Genomic DNA, 16,655 nt, shown 5'->3' with positions numbered 1-16,655 from the left:
GGATCGGACCACGGACAGGATCCGTGTCGCCACCCGGAGGCGAAAGCGGACGACCTGGGGGTGCCCCCTCTGGGGGAGCGCCCAAGACCGTTCGGGGCGTGCCAGTGCGTGGACTCCCCGCTCACTGTCCAGGAACGGTCAGTTGCACGCTCGTCCTCCCTCACGCCAGCCGGGTGGGGGTGCCGCCGACGCCCTTCCAGTACAGCTTGCCGTCCTTGGCGTAGAGAGAGCCGCCGCCGGCCGCGGCGGGCGCGTTGGTCGGTTCCGCGTCGACGTCCGCGAGCCGCACCGCGCCCTCCGCGAGGATGGCCGATCCGTGTACCCCGCCGCGGCCGACGCCGTTTCCGCGCCGCCGGCCGCGACGGTCACCGCGCCCGCGGTGAAGCCGCCCAGGAACACTCTTCGTCCAACTGCCATGGATCTACCCGCTTTCCGTGTCGGACGGTGGAGCGATTGCGTCAGGGACGCCAAGGTCCCAGCGGACTGCCCACGGCCGGAGCGAGCTGGCGGCGGGTGTGCAGTTTCCCGTCCGTACCGATGACGGCGACGACCAGCGCGCCCGTCGCGTCGTACGCCATCGCCGGTGCGTGTGCGAACATCTCGCCGGACTCGTGCCAGTGCGTGCCGGAGACGTCCTTGTCCCGGTCCGGCAGCGAGACGACGAGCCGGCCGCGGCTGCCGCGGTGCGCCAGGAAGGCCTCACGGGCGCCGCGTTCGGGCGCCCACAGCGCGGCGACGGCGCCGGTGCCGCCGTGCCCGCCGACTCCGGCGCCGGAACCGGGCCAGCGGCCGTCGGCGTGCTGGCGGTAGGCCATCACCTGCTGGGTGCCGGCCTCCCGGAAGTAGAGGCAGGTACGGCCGCCGCCCGAGTCGACGGCGGTGATTCCGCCGGTCGCCGGCCGGCCGGTCTTGAGGGTGTCGTCGAGGAGGAAGGCGCCGCCGGGCTCGGTCTGGTGCCAGCGCCACACCGAGTTCTTCCCCGGCACGTACAGCTCGACGGTGCCGCGCTCGGTGGTCAGGGCGGTGCCCGCGTCCTGGACGAAGCTGCCGCCGAGGTTCTCCCACGGGGCCCAGCCGCCGTCGGTGTCCCGGCGGCGGAGGCTGATGCCCTGGTCGAAGTTGCGGACGAAGACATGCAGCCGGCCGGCCGCGTCGACCGCGGCCGAGGGCACGCCCGCCTCGCGCTGGCGACGGCCGTCGCCGTGCGCCCAGTCGGGGTTCTCCAGGGACTGCCAGCCGTTGAAGCCGTCGCCGCCGGGGTCCTGAGCCGTGTGCACGACGTCGACGGTCACTCCGCCGCCGACCACGTGCTGCCGGCGCAGGCCGACCAGCTCGGCCGGGCCGCCGGGCAGCCCGGTCACGGCGAGCGTGGGCGCGATCCAGCCGTCGCCGAGGACGTAGGGCCCTTTCCAATCGCCGCTGCCGGGGCCGGTCTCCGTCCAGAAGGCGAGGCGGCCGGCCAGCACCCCGAAGGCGTTGAGCCGTCCGCCCGGGCCCAGGCGCAACCAGTTCGTGATCGGCGAGTAGCGGTAGGCGGCGCTCATCATGTGCGTACTGCGGAACGGGTCGGGCCCCAACTGCCGGTCGCCGCAGGTCTGGCAGGTGCCGTGCGGGCAGACGGTGGGGGCGTCGAGACCGGCGTACGTCGCCAGGTACTCGGCCTTCTCGGTGGCCGCCGTCGAGTCCAGGTTGAAGCCCCAGAAGCGATTGGCGTATGCGCGGTAGTGCTCGACCACCGGATTGTGGCCGGCCTCGCGGTACCGGGCCAGGGCGGCGAGCGCGAACTGGGTGGTGGTCGTGTGGTCGACGTGGTCGGAGCACACGAACTCCGGCCGACCGCCGTCGTGTTCGGGGTCGGGGTCCATCGTGCGCACCGTGGTCGGCCGGACGTGTTCGAACAGGGCGGCCAGCCCGCCGATCACCTGCTCACGGGAGACGTGCTGGACCTCGCCGACCGTGCAGCCGTGCACCGGCAGCGTGGCCTGGGTGCGCAGGGCGCCCTCCCAGAGGTCGTGGAGCCGGGTGCGGGTGCCACGCTCGGTGGGCGCGCCCATGTGCAGCTGGAGGAAGTACAGGCTCACGTGGTCGTTGCCGACGAGCGTGAACCGCTCCGCGGCGAACCCGGGCACCAGGTCCACGGGCTCGCGCTGCCAGGGATGGTCGCGGTTTCCGGTGGCCATCCGGGCGTACGCGGAGCGCAGTCCGCAGCCCCGCTCGGTGCTGTAGCGGGCGAAGTCCGGTGCGACGGAGCGGCGCTCGGGCTCGTTGGTGTCGACGTTGATGCCGTCGCCCTCGCCCGCGGTGACGACCACCGTGGCGATCCGGTCGCCGTCCTGGAGGGAGCGGACCAGGTCGGGGTTCATGAAGTACAGGTCGTCGTCCTGGTGCGCGACGACATGGAGGACGGTTCGGGTCGCGGCGGTCATCGGGCCTCCTCGGGCGTCGCGGTCAGCTGGGTCGTAAGTGTTCATGGGACTCTTCCGGCGGTCTTGTCGGTGTGGGTCACCGGCGCTCACCGGTCCACCACGTTCATGGCCATCGCCCCCGAGGCCGAGCAGTACGGCCGCACCCACACCGGACGGGCCGGGTGGACCACCGCGTACGGCGAGGGCTCGTCGCCGACCAGGGGGACGGACGGGTAGACGTACGCGGCCTTGACGTCGGGGAAGTCCTCCAGCACATGGCAGACGCGCACCTTGCGCCGGTCGAACGGGTCGGGCTGCAGCCACCAGTCCCAGTCCTCCCAGCGTTCCAGCCGGTGGTCGACGACTCTGCGCAGGGGTGCCTCGGCCCGGAACGCCTGGCGGCCGGTGACCTGCACGGGTACGGAGAAGCTCTTTCCGTGTCGGCCGCGGCGGCTGACGATGAACAGCGCGCCGGCCTCGATCCGACGTCCGCCGCACAGCACACCGCGCAGGGTGACGGCGCCGTCGCCGACCTCGACGCCGGTGCACTCGGCGTGTTCCTCGCGCACGACCGTGCGCAGCATCAGCCGGCCGTTCGGCTGGGCGTAGGGAAGGTTCCAGCCGATGGGGCCGGACGGCGGGCGGGCGATCAGACGGGCGCGGGCGTCGATGAGGGCGCGGGTGTCGCGGACGCCGGCCTTCATGTGGACAGGGGCTGTCTTGGGGGCGCCCATGGTCACCTGCCAGCGTCCGTCGCCGAGTTCGTCGAGGGCCGACGGGGTGAGGACGGCGCTGTAGTGGATGCCGCCGTTGTCGAGGTCCTTGCGCGAGGTGCGCAGGGGCAGGTCGGGGCGGCGTACCCCGTCGACGGCCTTGTGACGCAGGACGAACTGCCAGCGGCGGCGGCCCTCGGCGGGCCCGTCCGCGCTGAACCGCAGCCAGCCGGCATCGTCGGCGGTGACGTCGACGACGGCCGAGCGGAGGGCGACCGGCGGCACGGTCAGCTGGTCGGGTCCGGTCCCGCGGCCCGCGGCGGGTGCGCGGTAGCCGCGCTGAGCGGCGGCGCGGCGGCGGGCGGCCTCCTCGAAGAGCTCCAGATAGCGGTCGGCCACCGCGGCCGGGTCGTAGCGGGCGGCGTTGCGCAGGGCGGCGGCGCCCATGGTGCGGCGCAGCGGTTCGTCGGCCATGAGGCGGCGCAGGCCCCAGGCGATGCCCTCGACCTCGCCGTTGGGCACGAGGAAGCCGTCCTCGCCGTCGCGCAGGATCTCGCGGGGGCCGACGGGACAGTCGGTGGAGACCACGGGCAGGCCGCAGCGCATCGCCTCGACCAGGGTCATGCCGAAGGACTCGGCGCTGGAGGTGACGGCCGCGATGGAGCCCTTGGCCCACTCCGACTCGATCGGGGAGAAGCCGCCCATGAACAACGCACGCCCGGTCAGGCCGAGTTCGGTGACGAGGGTGCGCAGCTTGCCGGCCTCGCCGCCGTCGCCGTAGATGCGCAGCTGCCAGTCGGGGAACTCCTCGGCCAGGGCGGAGAAGGCACGGATGAGGAGGTCGTACCGCTTGATCTGATGCATGCGGCCGGCGCTGACGACGACCCTGCGCGTGCAGTCGGAGGGGGCGACGGCCGGCTCGGGCACGCTGTTGGGGATGCCGACGACGGGGATGCCCGGGATCGGGGTGTTCTCCATGAAGGAGCGCGCGTCGGCCTCGGTGACGGTCGTGATGGCGTCCAGGCGCGGGTAGACCCGGGCCATCTCCGCGCGCACCGCCGGCGGGATGGCCAGGTGGGTCATGTGCTCCTGGGCGACGCGCAGGGCGCCGTCCCTGGTGTGGGCGGCGACGAAGAGGTTGAGGCTGGGCCGGGTGCCGACGACGACGTCGGCGGTCGTCTTCTCCAGGTCACGGATGATGCGGCCGTCGGTGAACCGGCTGTACTGGGCGTAGAACTCCTCCTGGCGCGGTACCACCTCGCTCGGTTCGTCGCTGCCGGCGGCGTCCCGGTCGGCTGAGCCGGGGCGCAGGTCGACCAGGGCGCGGACGGTGATGCGCGGGGAGATCTCGAACTTGGTGGCGGTGGCGCGCCGGAACACCGAGACGATCTCCACCTCGTGGCGGACGGAGAGCGCCTCGGCGAGGTTGATGACGGTGCGGTTGGTGCCGCCGATGCCGTAGATGTTGTTGATCAGGAAGGAGATCTTCACCGGACCTCACGCTCCTTCTGTCCGTCCTTCCATTCGAAGGGGCTCGGCACGGGGTAGTAGGACTCCAGGAAGCGGCGGAGCATCACCGTCTGGCGGTCGGTGTCGTGGCCGTCGGAGAGGGTGTCGTTGATGCAGAAGGCCTGCCGGTTGCGGCGGGCGAGCAGGATGCCGAGCCGGCGCTGGATCTCCGGCCTGGCGAGGTCGAGGTAGGCGAAGCTGATGTTCGAGGGCACGGCTCGGCCGGTGAAGTAGGCGTAGTAGTGGTAGAGCGAGGAGGGGATGGAGATGTCGCTTGCGCTGCGGAACCGGCTGTGCGAGGTGCGCAGGTGCTCGTCGGCGAACGTGTGCTCGATCTCCTGGAGCACGCTGCGGCGCAGCGCGTAGGGGGCGTGCCGCAGCTTCTGCACGATGGCGGTGCCGAAGTGCTCCTGGAGGAGCCGCCGGTTGTTCTTGCCGGCCGCGTCGACCGGGCGGTCCACGGGGCTGGGGTCCCAGCGGGGCACCTGGGACGGCGAGAAGAAGGTGCGGGTCATGCCGTTGGACAGGAAGAAGTCGCCGGGGGTGACCGGGCTGCCGAGGAACATGTCGTCGTTGAAGTACAGGAAGTGCTCGGCCAGGCCCTTGATGTGGTGCAACCGGCTCTCGATGGCGTGCGAGTTGAAGGTGGGCAGCGCGGCCGGGTCCTCGAAGATCTCCGTGTGGTCGACGACCGTGACGCGCGGGTGGCTGTCGTTGAGCCAGACCGGCCGCTGTCGGTCCGTCACCAGGTAGACGTGGCGCACCCAGGGGGCGTTCTGCTCCAGCGCGCGCAGGGAGTAGCGCAGTTCGTCACGGCTGATGTAGCGGGCCGCGTTGGCGGACTCGGTGTGGTAGCCGCGCTCGCCGTAGCCGCCGCGTCGGTGCTGCCAGTCGGGGTCGCTGCCGTCGACCCAGGTGTAGACGACGTCGATGGGGAACCGTACGTCCTCGGGCAGCGGGTCGGCGCACGGCCGGATGGTGCGCACCGAGCGGGTGCGGCGGGTGTGCAGGGCGGCGAAACCCGTCAGGAGGCTGACCGGGACGGTGACCCGGGGTTCGTCGAGGGCGACGTCCTCGGTGACGCGGTTGGGCCGCGGGGCCAGCAGGCGTCCCTCCTCGGGCCGCCAGAACTCGATGTCGCAGCCGTGTTCCAGGCCCAGCAGCAGGGAGCCGGCCGGGTCGCTCCACATCATGCCGACGCGCAGCACGGCGGCCGTGTCGGCGAGGTGGCGGCCGGGCCGGGAGCCGGCCAGCGCCGTCCGCCCCTGGGCGGCCTCGCCCCGGCAGGCGCGCAGGTAGACGGGGCTGTGCTCGGCGCAGCGCCGCAACGCCCCGGCGACCCGGTCCCGGTCGCCCTCGGCGACGGCGAGGCAGGAGCGGAAGTCGGAGGTCCCGCGGACCGCGAAGTAGTCGACGCCGGCCTCCTCCAGGGCGGTGACGACGAGTTCGAGGTTGGCCTCGCGCAGCCCGAGCGGCGAGACGGTCGGCCGGACCAGGGCGATCCGGGCGCTGTGTCCGGCCAGCGCGGCGAGCCGCTCGCCCGGTCCGAACAGGTGCGGCCAGCGGCGGCGGGCCCGCACGCCACGGACCACGCGGGTCACCAGGCCGAAGGCGTGCAGCCGGCGCAGCACGTGCTTGAGCGCCATGCGCAGTCGGATCGGGACCCGGCGCGCGATACGGCGTCTCAGCCCGGCCGGGACCAGGGTGCGGTATGCCCCGACCGCGGCGGTTGCCTCGGGGTTGCCCATGCTCACGGCCGGTTGTCCGCCTTGTCGGAGGAGTGGGAGGCGTCCTGCTCGAAGACGCTCGGGACGGGGAAGTAGCGGTGCAGGAACCGCACGACGGCCTTGGTGCCGCCCCGGGTGCGCGCCTCTTCCGTGCCGAGCCCGAGGAACTGGATCTGCTGGGTGTCGCGGCGCACGAGGAGCCGGGTGAGGTGGGAGGCGATGCCGGGCAGCGCGGCGTGCAGCGTCACGGACGCCTCCCCGGAGGGCTCGGCGAGTCCGGCGGTGTGTCCGACGTGGTGGACCATGCCGTCCATGGGGTGGGTGCCGGGGACGACGGGCAGCCACTGCCCGTCGTCGAGCGGGAGCGGGGCGCTTCCCGTCCCGGCGAGCCGGGCGAGGGTCTCGGCGCGGTGCGGCTGCGGACCGTGCGCGTAGCCGTGGGAGGCGACCCGGCCGGTGGCGGAGTACGCGGCGCGAGTCCACGGCGCGAAGGACTCCTGGGCGTTCCAGGGGCCGCGCCGGGGGCGGGTCGAACCGCTCGGTGTGAAGTAGTCGAAGGGGCGGACCGGCCGGCCGAACAGGGCGCCGGGGCGCAGCAGCAGGAAGTGCTCGGCGAGGTCGGGCAGTTGGTGCAGGTACCACTCGGCGCCCGGCCGGGTGCGGACCACGGTGAGCCGGTCGCCGGCCTTCAGCCAGGCGGGCGGCTCGGCCTCGGCGACCACGTGGACGACGTCCACCCAGGGCGCGTACTGGTGCAGGGAGCGCAGCGCGGCGCGCAGCAGTTCCTCGCCCCAGGGGGTCGGATGCTGCCACAGCAGGACCGCGTCGAGGGGGAAGGTGATCTCTTCGAGGCGCAGGACGTCGAAGGTCTCCAGGGTGATCGTCGGCTCCAGGTCGCCGTCGATGTCGGCGTAGCCGCACAGCCGGTCGAGGCCGATCTCGACGCCGGGCGCGTCGCTGGGCACGGATCGCTGGACCCGGTTGGGGCGGGGGCCGACGAGGCGTTCCTGGGGCAGTTTCGTGTCGGTGGTCCAGAACTCGATCTCGATGCCCTGGTCCTCGCCGGCCCAGAGCTGTTCGGTGGGGTCGGTGCGCAGCCAGGTCAGACGGATGACCTTGGCCTTGGCGTAGTGCTTCCACGCCTTCACATGGCTGCCCGGGATGTCCGAGGTGTCGCTCTGCGCCGGAGACACGGAGACCACATAGCCGGTGTGTTCCTCCAGCAACGCGCGTAGCACCCGGCGGACGGTGCCCTTGTCCTGCTGGTCGACGGCCAGGCAGATGCGGCGGTCGTCGAGCGCGGGTACGGCGAACCAGGGGATGTCGGCCGTGTCGAGGGCCTGGGTGACCAGGTCGTGGTCGAGCCGGCGGGCCAGGTCGACGGTGAGTCCGGTGTGGACGTGGCCGAGCCTGCCGTCGGGTGCCTTGGTACGGCGTTCGGAGTGGCCGAACTCCGCCTTGCGCACCCGGCGCAGTGCGCGGCGGTGCAGTCGTGCCTCGCGCCGGCCGAGGGTGCGGGCCAGCTGCCGCTTGACCTTGCGTCGTACGCCCACCGGCAGCGTGGTGGTCGCGGCCGCGCGCACCGGCTGGGGGACGAACCGCTTGTAGACCTGGGCTGCGGAGCTCATGGACGTCGGGTCCGACACGTCATGAACTCCGTTTCATCGCTCGTGGGGGCTGGGTGTGGGGAAGTAGGAATCGAGGAAGCCGTCCAGCAACTCCTGCTGGGCCTCGATGTCCTCGGGTGTGGAGAAGGCGTCGTTGAGACAGAAGGTGTCCTGGTCACGTCCGTCGAGCAGGCGTCGCAGCCGGTCGGCGAGGTCGGGCACGGCGAGCTGGAGATAGGTGAAGGGCATCGAGCCGGGCTGGGCCCGTCCGGTCAGCGCCGCGTAGTAGAGCGCGAAGGACGAGGTCGGCGACAGGTCGGTCATCGCCCGGAACCTGCTGGCCGAGGTGCGCGCCCAGGCCTCGGGGAAGTCGCGTTCGGCCTCCTCCATCGCGGAGCGGCGCAGCGCGTACGGGATGTGCTCCATGGGCTGGGTGATCACTCTGCCGAAACGTTCTAGCAGTAGGGCTCGGTTGTTCTTGCACGCGGCGTCGACCGGGGTGTCGGTCTCCACGACCTGCCCCTGCGGGATGCGGTTGCGCGAGGGGAAGTAGCGCGCCGTGCCGGTGGGGGTGAAGAAGGCGTGCGGGGCCACCGGGCGGCCCATGAACATGTCGTCGTTGAAGTACAGGAAGTGCTCGGCCAGGCCCTCGATGTGGTGCAGCTGGCTCTCGATCGAGTGCGAGTTGAAGGTCGGCAGGTCCGCCGGATTGCGGAAGATCTCCCGGTGCGTGGCGATGCGCAGCCCGGGCACGTCCTCGCGCAGCCAGGGCGGCACCTGGTCGTCGGTGACGATGTAGATGTTGCGGATCCACGGCGCGAACAGGTGGATCGAGCGCACCGAGTAGCGCAGTTCGTCACGGCTGATGAAGCGGGCGTCGCTCGCCGACTCGGCGTGGTACACCTCGCCCTTGGCCTGTGCCTTGCGCTGCTTCCAGGCCGGGTCGTCGCCGTCGACCCAGGTGTAGACGGCGTCGACGGGGAAGGCGATGTCGTCGGCGCAGTGCACCAGGAACTCGGGGCGGGTGGCCAGGGCGGGCGCGAGCGGGGCCGGGGTCCAGTCCGACACGAAGCGGCTGAACAGCCGGGCGGCGCCGAGGACGTTCCCCCCGTCGGCGGCGACGGCCCAGGCGGCCCGGTTGGCGCGGGGCGCGACCAGGTGGCTTCCGTGCCGCTGCCAGAACTCGATCGCGCAGCCGTACTCGTGACCGAGCAGCAGGTGCCGGCCCGGGTCGGTGCGGTACCAGCTGATCTGCAGGATCCGGGCGCCGGCGACCGCGCGCCAGGCCTTGGCGTCCCGCGAGGAGACGGGCTTGGCGGGCCGCGGCGCGTCCGGGTCGATCACACTCAGGTGCCCCGGGAACTGGCTCATCCCGCGGAACACCACGGCCAGCACCCGGTCCCGGTCGTCCTCGGCGACGGCGATCACCGTGCCGTGGTCGGAGGTGCCGCGGACGGCGAAGTGGGCCACGCCGGCCGTGTCGAGCAGGGCGGTGAGCGCGGAGCGGTTGGCCTCGCGGGCCGCCAGCGGGGTGAGTCCCGGCTCGACGTAGACGTCGCCGTGCTCGGGGGTGAAGGTCGTGGACCCGGCCGCGACCGGCCGCGGGTGTCCCCCCTCGCCCCGCGCGGTGTGGACGGCTGCGCCCGGCGCCTGCCGGACGACGTGATCAGATACGGCCGTCACGCCGCCGCCCTTCACGGCCCGACGCACGCAGCACCTCAGCCACTCTCCCTCGTTCCTCACCCGGCCGAGGCCGACGGTGAGCCCCTGTGGTCGCCCGCCCTCGTGCCCCCCGGCTCGAATCCGCGACCACACTCAGCCGACTGTTTCGTCGGCACTTCATTCACACCAAAGATTTAACCTTCACAGGCCCGGCACATCATCACCATGAGCCCACATAGCTGTCAACGGGAATCACAAGTAACCCAAAACACACGGTCATTCGTGCAACCATTGAACATCGGGAATCGGGCGGGTTAACGGACACCTGGCACCGGCCGACCCGGAAATCCGTCTATAGTTCGGGCACATCACGGCGTTCACCGCGCGCGGCCCGGCCCCTCTCCCCCCACTCGTGCCCCCCACGTACGGACCCAGGCAACGAGCCATTGAGTGAGAGAGGACCGAGGCATGACGCATGCCCCGACGGACACCAGCCCCCGCAGATCAAGGCGAGCGCCGTCGGGCCGCAGGGCCGCCGCACCGCGCCGACGACGCGTGGGCCGCTGGGTGGCGCTGGGCCTGGTCACCGTCGTACTGGCCGCGGGCGGCACCGGCTACTGGCTCTACCAGGACCTCGACGGCAACATCAAGGGCGTCGACATCAATGACGCGATCGGCGGCGACCGGCCCGAGAAACTGCCCACCTCCGGCCAGAACATCCTGGTCCTGGGCTCCGACTCGCGCGCCGGCGCCAACGCCGCGCTGGACGGGGGCAAGGTCTCCGGAGCGCGCTCCGACACCGCGCTGGTGATGCACATACCCGAGGGCCGCACGAAGGCCGTCGCCGTCAGCATCCCGCGCGACACCCTGGTCACCCGGCCCGCGTGCGCGAAGTCCGACGGCACCGAGGTCGCCTCGGCGAAGCGCGTGATGTTCAACTCCATCTACGCGCAGGTCGGTCCGGCCTGCGTGGTCAAGACCGTGGAACAGATGTCCGGGGTCCGCATGGACCACTACATGGAGATCGACTTCGCCGGCTTCAAGGGCCTCGTGGACGCCATCGGCGGCGTGACCGTCACCCTCGACGAACCGATCAAGGACGGCAACAGCGGCCTCGACCTCGGCTCCGGCACCCACCGGCTGAACGGCACCGAGTCCCTGCAGTTCGTGCGCACCCGGTACGGCTACGGCGACGGCAGCGACCTCGGCCGCATCGGTCTCCAGCAGAAGTTCATGATCGCCCTGCTCTCCGAGATCAAGCAGCAGGACCTGCTGGGCAGCCCCACCAAGACCTACAAGATCGCCGACGAGCTCACCGAGTCCCTCACCACCGACTCCGACCTCGCCTCCCTCACCCAACTCGCCGAGTTCAGCCGCAGCATGAACGGGGTCGACCCGGCCTCCATGGAGACGATCATGCTGCCGGTGAAGTACGACGACCAGGACCCGAACCGGGTGGTCGCCGCCCAGCCGCAGGCCGAACAGCTGTGGGAGGCGCTGCGCAAGGACCAGGACGTACCCGAGTCGGCCAAGAAGTCACCGGCCGGGGGCTGAGCCAAAGTCTGAGCCAGGGGGCTGAATCCCCGCGGGGCCCCGTCCGGCGGTCAGACGCGGATCGACGGGGCCAGCGAGAACCCCGGCTCGGAGGTCTGCCGGGAGATGTGCAGCGCTCCGTCCTGGCCGAGCACGGCGAGCACGACCCGGCCGTGGCCGTCGAGCGCCAACGCCGGGGCGCCCACGGAGCGTTCCCCGGTCGGCGACCACCACACGCCCCCCTGCTCGTTCTCGGTGCCGAACGCGGCGAGCATGACCTGAGCGTCGAGATCGCGGTGGGCCAGCAGCGTGCAGTCGTAGCCGTCGAGCGTCGCACGCAGCACCGCTACCGGATCCCCCGCCGGGGCGCCGCCGAGCGGGATCACCCAGCCGCCTGGGCGGTGTGCGACGAGCCCGCCCGTGTCGGGGTCGGCCCAGTAGTACGTCGCCCGGTCGGGCCCGGTCGACAGGACGCTCGCCGTGCCCGGCGCCACCCGGACCGGGATGTTCGGCTCCGGCCGGAAGTCGCCGTCGGGCTCGGGCTGGCGCCACCACATCGCGGCCTGTTCGCCGCCGGCCAGCAGCTCCATACGCCCGGTGTCGTGGGCGACCGCGGCGAGTCCGTCCCGCACACCGCTGCCCGTGAGGTCCGTCCACGGCTCCCACTTCCCGGTGGGGGCCTCCCGGCGCAGCATCACCCCGCCACCGGCGTTGCGGACGAAGACGTGCACACGGCCCGACTCGCCGACCGCGGCCACCGGGACGCCGAAGCGGGCGGCCTTCTCGCGGTCCTGGTGGGGGTTGCCGAGCGAGCGCCACTCGGTGACGGGGCGACCGGTCTGGTACTGGACGGCGTGCACGACGTCGACGGCGGGCGGGCCGTCGCCCCTGGCGACCTCGCGCCGGCCGAGGAAGTGGACGTAGGTGTCGGTGCCCTGGGCGACGTACAGGTGGGTCAGGTTCGCGACCGGGAAGAAGTCGGGGCCCGTCCATGCCGGGCCGCCCGGCCGGACCTCGGTCCACCGCAGCAGGCCCGCCCGGGTACGGGCGTAGGCGGTCAGACGGCCGTCCTTGCCCAGGGTCAGCCAGCGGCCGTCCACGGTGCCCTGCGCCGCGTGACCTTCGGCCGCGGTCCGGTCGACGACCTCGGCCGTTCTCCCGCGGGGCGCGGCGCGCCCGGATCTGGTCCGCATGACGTGACCTTTCCCTTCCGTGACGCTCGGCCGGCTGACCCGCCAGTCCCGAACCTGTGTACGGGGCCGAGCTGGCCCATCATAGGATGAGCGTTCGGTGAACAGCGCATGGCGACCCTGTGCAGGACGCGCGCGCCGCGCGAGCCCGGCCGCCGGCCGTTCGCGTACGACGGGCGCCACTGGGAGCCCGGCCCCGATCGTCCCCGAGCGCGCCCCGTGCCGTCTCTCGCCCCCGGCGCCCCGTGGCCCCACCTCTCACACCAGCCGCCAGGCCTCCAGCGCGAGGCCCGGCTCGTCCTTGCGGCGGGTGAGGAGCAGTTGTCCGCTCGACGGGGAGAGCGTCGCCGCGACGACCCTGTCGTCCTCGTCGACGGTCAGGGACACCTCGGCGTCCACGGGCAGTTGGGGCCCCGACTCGGTCCACCAGGCGCCCGCCGACTCCTGCTCGGTGGGGTAGGCGGCGAACGCCACCCGGCCGCTCGCGGAGCGCTGGGCGACCAACGTGCAATCGTGCCCGTCGAGTTCGCAGCGCACGGCGGAGACCAGGCCGGGGCCCGCGGAGGCGAGGAGCGTGACCGGCTTGGCGCCGGGCCGCCAGGCGCACAGGTCGCCGGAGGTGTCGGCGAAGAAGAGGGTCGTACTCTCCGGGGACGTGGCGAGGGCCCGCAGGGTGCCGGGGCGCACCGGGGCCTCGATCGCCTCCTCCAGGACCGGCTGGGCGCCCGGCTTCTCCTGCCGCCAGTGCAGGATGCCGCCGGGGGCTGCCGCGTACAGCTCGACGAGGCCGGACTCCCCCGTCACCGCCGCCAACTCCTCTTGTACATCACTGCCCTTGAGGTCGCGCCAGGGGTCCCAGCCGCCCTTCTCCTTCTGGGCGATCATGCTCACGCCGCCGCCCTTGTTCCGTACGAAGACGTGGGCGCGGCCCTGCGCGTCGACCGCGACGGCGGGCGGGCCGGTGCGGGGGCCCTTCTTGTTGGGGTGCCCGATCGGGAGCCAGTCGAGGGCGGCGAGCCGGGGCCTGAAGTGCGTGGAGTGCACCAGGCCCGACTCGCCGGAGGCGGTGGGCCGCCAGGAGGCCAGATGGGCGTAGCCGTCGGCGCCCTGGCCGACCGCGAGCACCGGCTGCAGTTTCTGGTCGCCGCCCACCCGGCGTGCAGCCTCCCAGGGGCCGTCGGGGACGCGCTCGGCCCGGCAGAGCACGGCGTCGCCCGCAGGCAGATACACGATGAGGCGGCCGTCTCGGCCGCGCAGGAGCCAGTCGCCGTTCACCGGTTCACTTTAATCGGAGGGGGTCACAGGGCACGGCCCGCCCCCAGGTGCAGGGGGGAGGCCGACGCCTTCCGCTCTGATGGGGCAGGCTGGTCCGCAGTAGTTGGCACCGCGAGAGGACAGGAAGTCGACGTCATGACCGACACCCTCACCGTGAGCGTTCTCGGCACCGGGATCATGGGGGCCGCGATGGCCCGCAACCTTGCCCGCGCGGGACACACCGTCCGGGCCTGGAACCGCACCCGCGACAAGGCCGAACCCCTCGCCGCCGACGGCATCGAGATCGCCGACACCCCCGCCGCGGCGGTCGCGGATGCCGACGTCGTCCTGACCATGCTGTACGACGGGCCCGCCGCCCTGGACGTGATGCGTGAGGCGGCGCCCGGCCTGCGTCCCGGCGCCGCCTGGGTGCAGTCGACGACCGCGGGCATCGAGGCGATCGGCGAACTGGCCGGCTTCGCCCGCGAGCACGGACTCGTCTTCTTCGACGCGCCGGTGCTGGGCACGCGTCAGCCCGCGGAGGCCGGGCAGCTGACCGTGCTGGCTGCCGGACCGGACGAGGGCCGGGCCGCGGTGGCGCCGGTCTTCGACGCGGTCGGCGCGCGGACGGTGTGGACCGGTGCGGACGGCGCGGCCGGTTCCGCAACGCGGCTGAAGCTGGTGGCCAACAGCTGGGTCATCGCCGCCACCGCCGCGACCGGCGAGGTGCTGGCCCTCTCCCAGGCCCTCGGCGTCGACCCGCGGCACTTCTTCGACCTCATCGAGGGCGGCCCGCTCGACATGGGCTACCTGCGTGCCAAGGCCGGGCTGGTGCTCGACGACCGGCTGACCCCGCCCCAGTTCGCGGTGGCCACCGCCGCCAAGGACGCCCGTCTCATCGTCGAGGCGGGCGAGCGCAGCGGCGTACGGCTGGACGTGGCGCTCGCGAGCGCGGAGCGGATGGAGCGGGCGGCCGCGCAGGGCCATGCCGACGAGGACATGGTGGCGGCGTACTTCGCGAGCTTCGACGAGAAGGGGGAGGACTGAACCGGCGCTCTGCTCCCCCATCGGCCGTGGGACCCTGGCCGGTATGGACGACAACGCCCCGCTGCTCGTGATCGTGGACGCCGCGAACGTCGTCGGGTCGGTGCCCGACGGGTGGTGGCGGGACCGGCGGGGCGCCGCGGAGCGGCTGCGGGACCGGCTGGCGGCGGACAGGGTACCAGGGCGCGCCGGGCCGGTGGAGCTGGTCCTCGTCGTCGAGGGGACGGCCCGTGGCGTGGAGTCGGTACCGGGCGTGCACGTGGAATCCGCGCCGGGCAGCGGGGACGACCACATCGTGGGCCTGGTGGACCGGGCGGGTGACCGTCCGGTCCTGGTCGTCACGGCGGACCGTGAACTGCGGCGCCGGGTCGAGGGGTTGGGGGCCGAGGTGGCAGGACCGCGGACCGTCAGGCCGGCCTGAAGACCGGTCTGCCCAACGGGTCCGACGGGTCCCGCCCGACGGTTACCCTTCGCTGCCGCTCGGCGGCTTCGTGCCCTGGCCGACCGCGGCCTGCTGTCGGCCGAGACGGCTGTGGGAGCGGCCGTAGAGGAAGTAGACGAGGAAGCCGAGGAGCATCCAGCCGGCGAAGCGGAGCCAGGTCTCGGTGGGCAGGTTCAGCATCAGCCACAGCGAGGCGAGCACCGACACGATCGGCAGGACGGGCACCCAGGGGGTGCGGAAGGCCCGGGGCAGGTCGGGGCGGGACCTGCGCAGGATGATCACCCCGATCGCGACGACCACGAAGGCGAACAGGGTGCCGATGTTCACCAGCTCGGCGAGTTCGCTCAGCGGGGTGAAGCCGGCGACGATCGCGATGATCACGCCGAGCAGGATGGTCGGGCGGTGCGGCGTCTTGAACCGCGGGTGGACGTGGGAGAAGAATCGCGGCAGCAGCCCGTCGCGGCTCATCGCGAAGAAGACCCGGGTCTGGCCGAGAAGCAGGATCATGCAGACCGTCGTCAGGCCGACCGCGGCGCCGAAGCTGATGAAGCCCGCGAACCAGGGGTGCCCGGTGGCCTTGAAGGCGTCGGCGAGCGGCGCGGTGATCGACAGGTCTGTGTAGTGCTGCATGCCGGTCACGACGATCGACACCAAGACGTACAGGACGGTGCAGATGATGAGCGAGCCGATGATGCCGCGGGGCATGTCCCGCTGCGGGTTCCTGGTCTCCTCGGCGGCCGTGGCCACGACGTCGAAGCCGATGAAGGCGAAGAACACGACGGAGGCGGCGGTGAAGATGCCCATCACGCCGAAGTTGGACGGCGCCCACCCGAAGATCAGTTGGATGAGCGGCGACTGGATACTGTCTCCCGCCGGCACCTCCTTCGCGTTCGGGATGAACGGCTCGTAGTTGTCGCCCTTGACGAAGAAGGCGCCCGCGATGATCACGGTCAGGACGACCGTCACCTTGATGGCGACGACCAGCGAGGTGACGCGCGCGGAGAGCTTGGTGCCCAGCACGAGGATGCAGGTGAGCACCAGGACGAGCGCGGCGGCGAGGATGTCGAAGCCGAAGCCGTCGGCCCCGTCCCTGCTGCCGAGCGCTTCCGGCACCTGCCAGCCGGCGTTGTCCAGCAGCGAGGCGATGTAGCCGGACCAGCCGACGGCGACCACCGCGGTGCCGAGCGCGAACTCCAGGACCAGGTCCCAGCCGATGATCCAGGCGGGCAGTTCACCGAGGGAGGCGTACGAGAAGGTGTACGCCGAGCCGGCCACCGGGACGGTGGAGGCGAACTCGGCGTAGCAGAGCGCGGCGAGCGCGCACACGACCCCGGCCACCACGAAGGCCAGGGCGACGGCGGGACCGGCGTTGTTCTTGGCGACGGTGCCGGTCAGGACGAAGATGCCGGTGCCGATGATGACACCGACGCCGAAGACGGTCAGGTCCAGCGCGGACAAGGACTTCTTGAGCGCGTGCTCGGGTTCCTCGGTGTCGAGGATGGACTGCTCGACATTCTTCGTCCGGAAAAGGGTGCTGCTCACGGGTACCTCCCACGCTTTGTCGTCCTC

The 16,655-nt window shown here is 72.2% G+C and carries 12 protein-coding genes; 3 read left to right on the top strand and 9 right to left on the bottom strand.

The features are described 5' to 3' along the window. Nucleotides 1-160 precede the first annotated feature (160 nt). From ACFYO2_RS35135 to ACFYO2_RS35110, 6 genes are all read right to left on the bottom strand, one after another. A complete protein-coding gene (locus ACFYO2_RS35135) occupies nt 161-289 on the bottom strand; it encodes a hypothetical protein (protein WP_388357371.1) in 129 nt (42 codons plus the stop codon). A gap of 169 nt (nt 290-458) precedes the next feature. Then, entirely contained in the window at nt 459-2,426 is a 1,968-nt protein-coding gene (locus ACFYO2_RS35130) for a hypothetical protein (protein WP_388357368.1), read from the bottom strand. Nucleotides 2,427-2,512: 86 nt separating this feature from the next. Continuing rightward, nucleotides 2,513-4,609: a glycosyltransferase family 4 protein gene (locus ACFYO2_RS35125; protein ID WP_388357365.1), complete on the bottom strand. Its 2,097-nt coding sequence runs from the start codon at nt 4,607-4,609 to the stop codon at nt 2,513-2,515. Next, entirely contained in the window at nt 4,606-6,381 is a 1,776-nt protein-coding gene (locus ACFYO2_RS35120) for a stealth family protein (RefSeq protein ID WP_388357362.1), read from the bottom strand. Before ACFYO2_RS35120 ends, ACFYO2_RS35125 begins: the two co-directional genes overlap by 4 nt. Next, entirely contained in the window at nt 6,378-8,000 is a 1,623-nt protein-coding gene (locus ACFYO2_RS35115) for a sugar phosphotransferase (RefSeq protein ID WP_388357359.1), read from the bottom strand. Before ACFYO2_RS35115 ends, ACFYO2_RS35120 begins: the two co-directional genes overlap by 4 nt. A gap of 15 nt (nt 8,001-8,015) precedes the next feature. After that, a complete protein-coding gene (locus ACFYO2_RS35110) occupies nt 8,016-9,671 on the bottom strand; it encodes a stealth family protein (protein WP_388357357.1) in 1,656 nt (551 codons plus the stop codon). A gap of 420 nt (nt 9,672-10,091) precedes the next feature. Here ACFYO2_RS35110 and ACFYO2_RS35105 point away from each other — a divergent pair, with 420 nt between their 5' ends. Further along, entirely contained in the window at nt 10,092-11,177 is a 1,086-nt protein-coding gene (locus tag ACFYO2_RS35105; RefSeq protein WP_388357355.1) for an LCP family protein, read from the top strand. Nucleotides 11,178-11,227: 50 nt separating this feature from the next. Here the strand turns inward: ACFYO2_RS35105 and ACFYO2_RS35100 are convergent, their stop codons facing one another. Both ACFYO2_RS35100 and ACFYO2_RS35095 read right to left on the bottom strand, forming a co-directional pair. After that, nucleotides 11,228-12,349 carry a hypothetical protein gene (locus tag ACFYO2_RS35100; protein WP_388357352.1) on the bottom strand — a complete coding sequence of 374 codons (1,122 nt, stop codon included), beginning with the start codon at nt 12,347-12,349 and terminating at the stop codon, nt 11,228-11,230. Nucleotides 12,350-12,604: 255 nt separating this feature from the next. Next, nucleotides 12,605-13,621, bottom strand: a complete 1,017-nt coding sequence (locus ACFYO2_RS35095; protein WP_388357349.1) for a hypothetical protein — start codon at nt 13,619-13,621, stop codon at nt 12,605-12,607. Nucleotides 13,622-13,756: 135 nt separating this feature from the next. Between ACFYO2_RS35095 and ACFYO2_RS35090 the strand changes: the two genes are divergently transcribed. Next, on the top strand, nt 13,757-14,647 hold the full coding sequence (locus tag ACFYO2_RS35090; protein WP_388357348.1) for an NAD(P)-dependent oxidoreductase: 891 nt from the start codon (nt 13,757-13,759) through the stop codon (nt 14,645-14,647). 43 nt (nt 14,648-14,690) lie between these two features. Further along, nucleotides 14,691-15,065 carry an NTP pyrophosphohydrolase gene (locus ACFYO2_RS35085; protein ID WP_388357345.1) on the top strand — a complete coding sequence of 125 codons (375 nt, stop codon included), beginning with the start codon at nt 14,691-14,693 and terminating at the stop codon, nt 15,063-15,065. 42 nt (nt 15,066-15,107) lie between these two features. Here ACFYO2_RS35085 and ACFYO2_RS35080 read toward each other — a convergent pair whose 3' ends face one another. After that, nucleotides 15,108-16,628 carry an amino acid permease gene (locus ACFYO2_RS35080; protein ID WP_388357343.1) on the bottom strand — a complete coding sequence of 507 codons (1,521 nt, stop codon included), beginning with the start codon at nt 16,626-16,628 and terminating at the stop codon, nt 15,108-15,110. Nucleotides 16,629-16,655: the final 27 nt, after the last annotated feature.

Source organism: Streptomyces sp. NPDC006602 (assembly GCF_042870385.1).
GTDB lineage: Bacteria > Actinomycetota > Actinomycetes > Streptomycetales > Streptomycetaceae > Streptomyces.
This window is presented reverse-complemented; position numbering and strand designations above follow the sequence as displayed.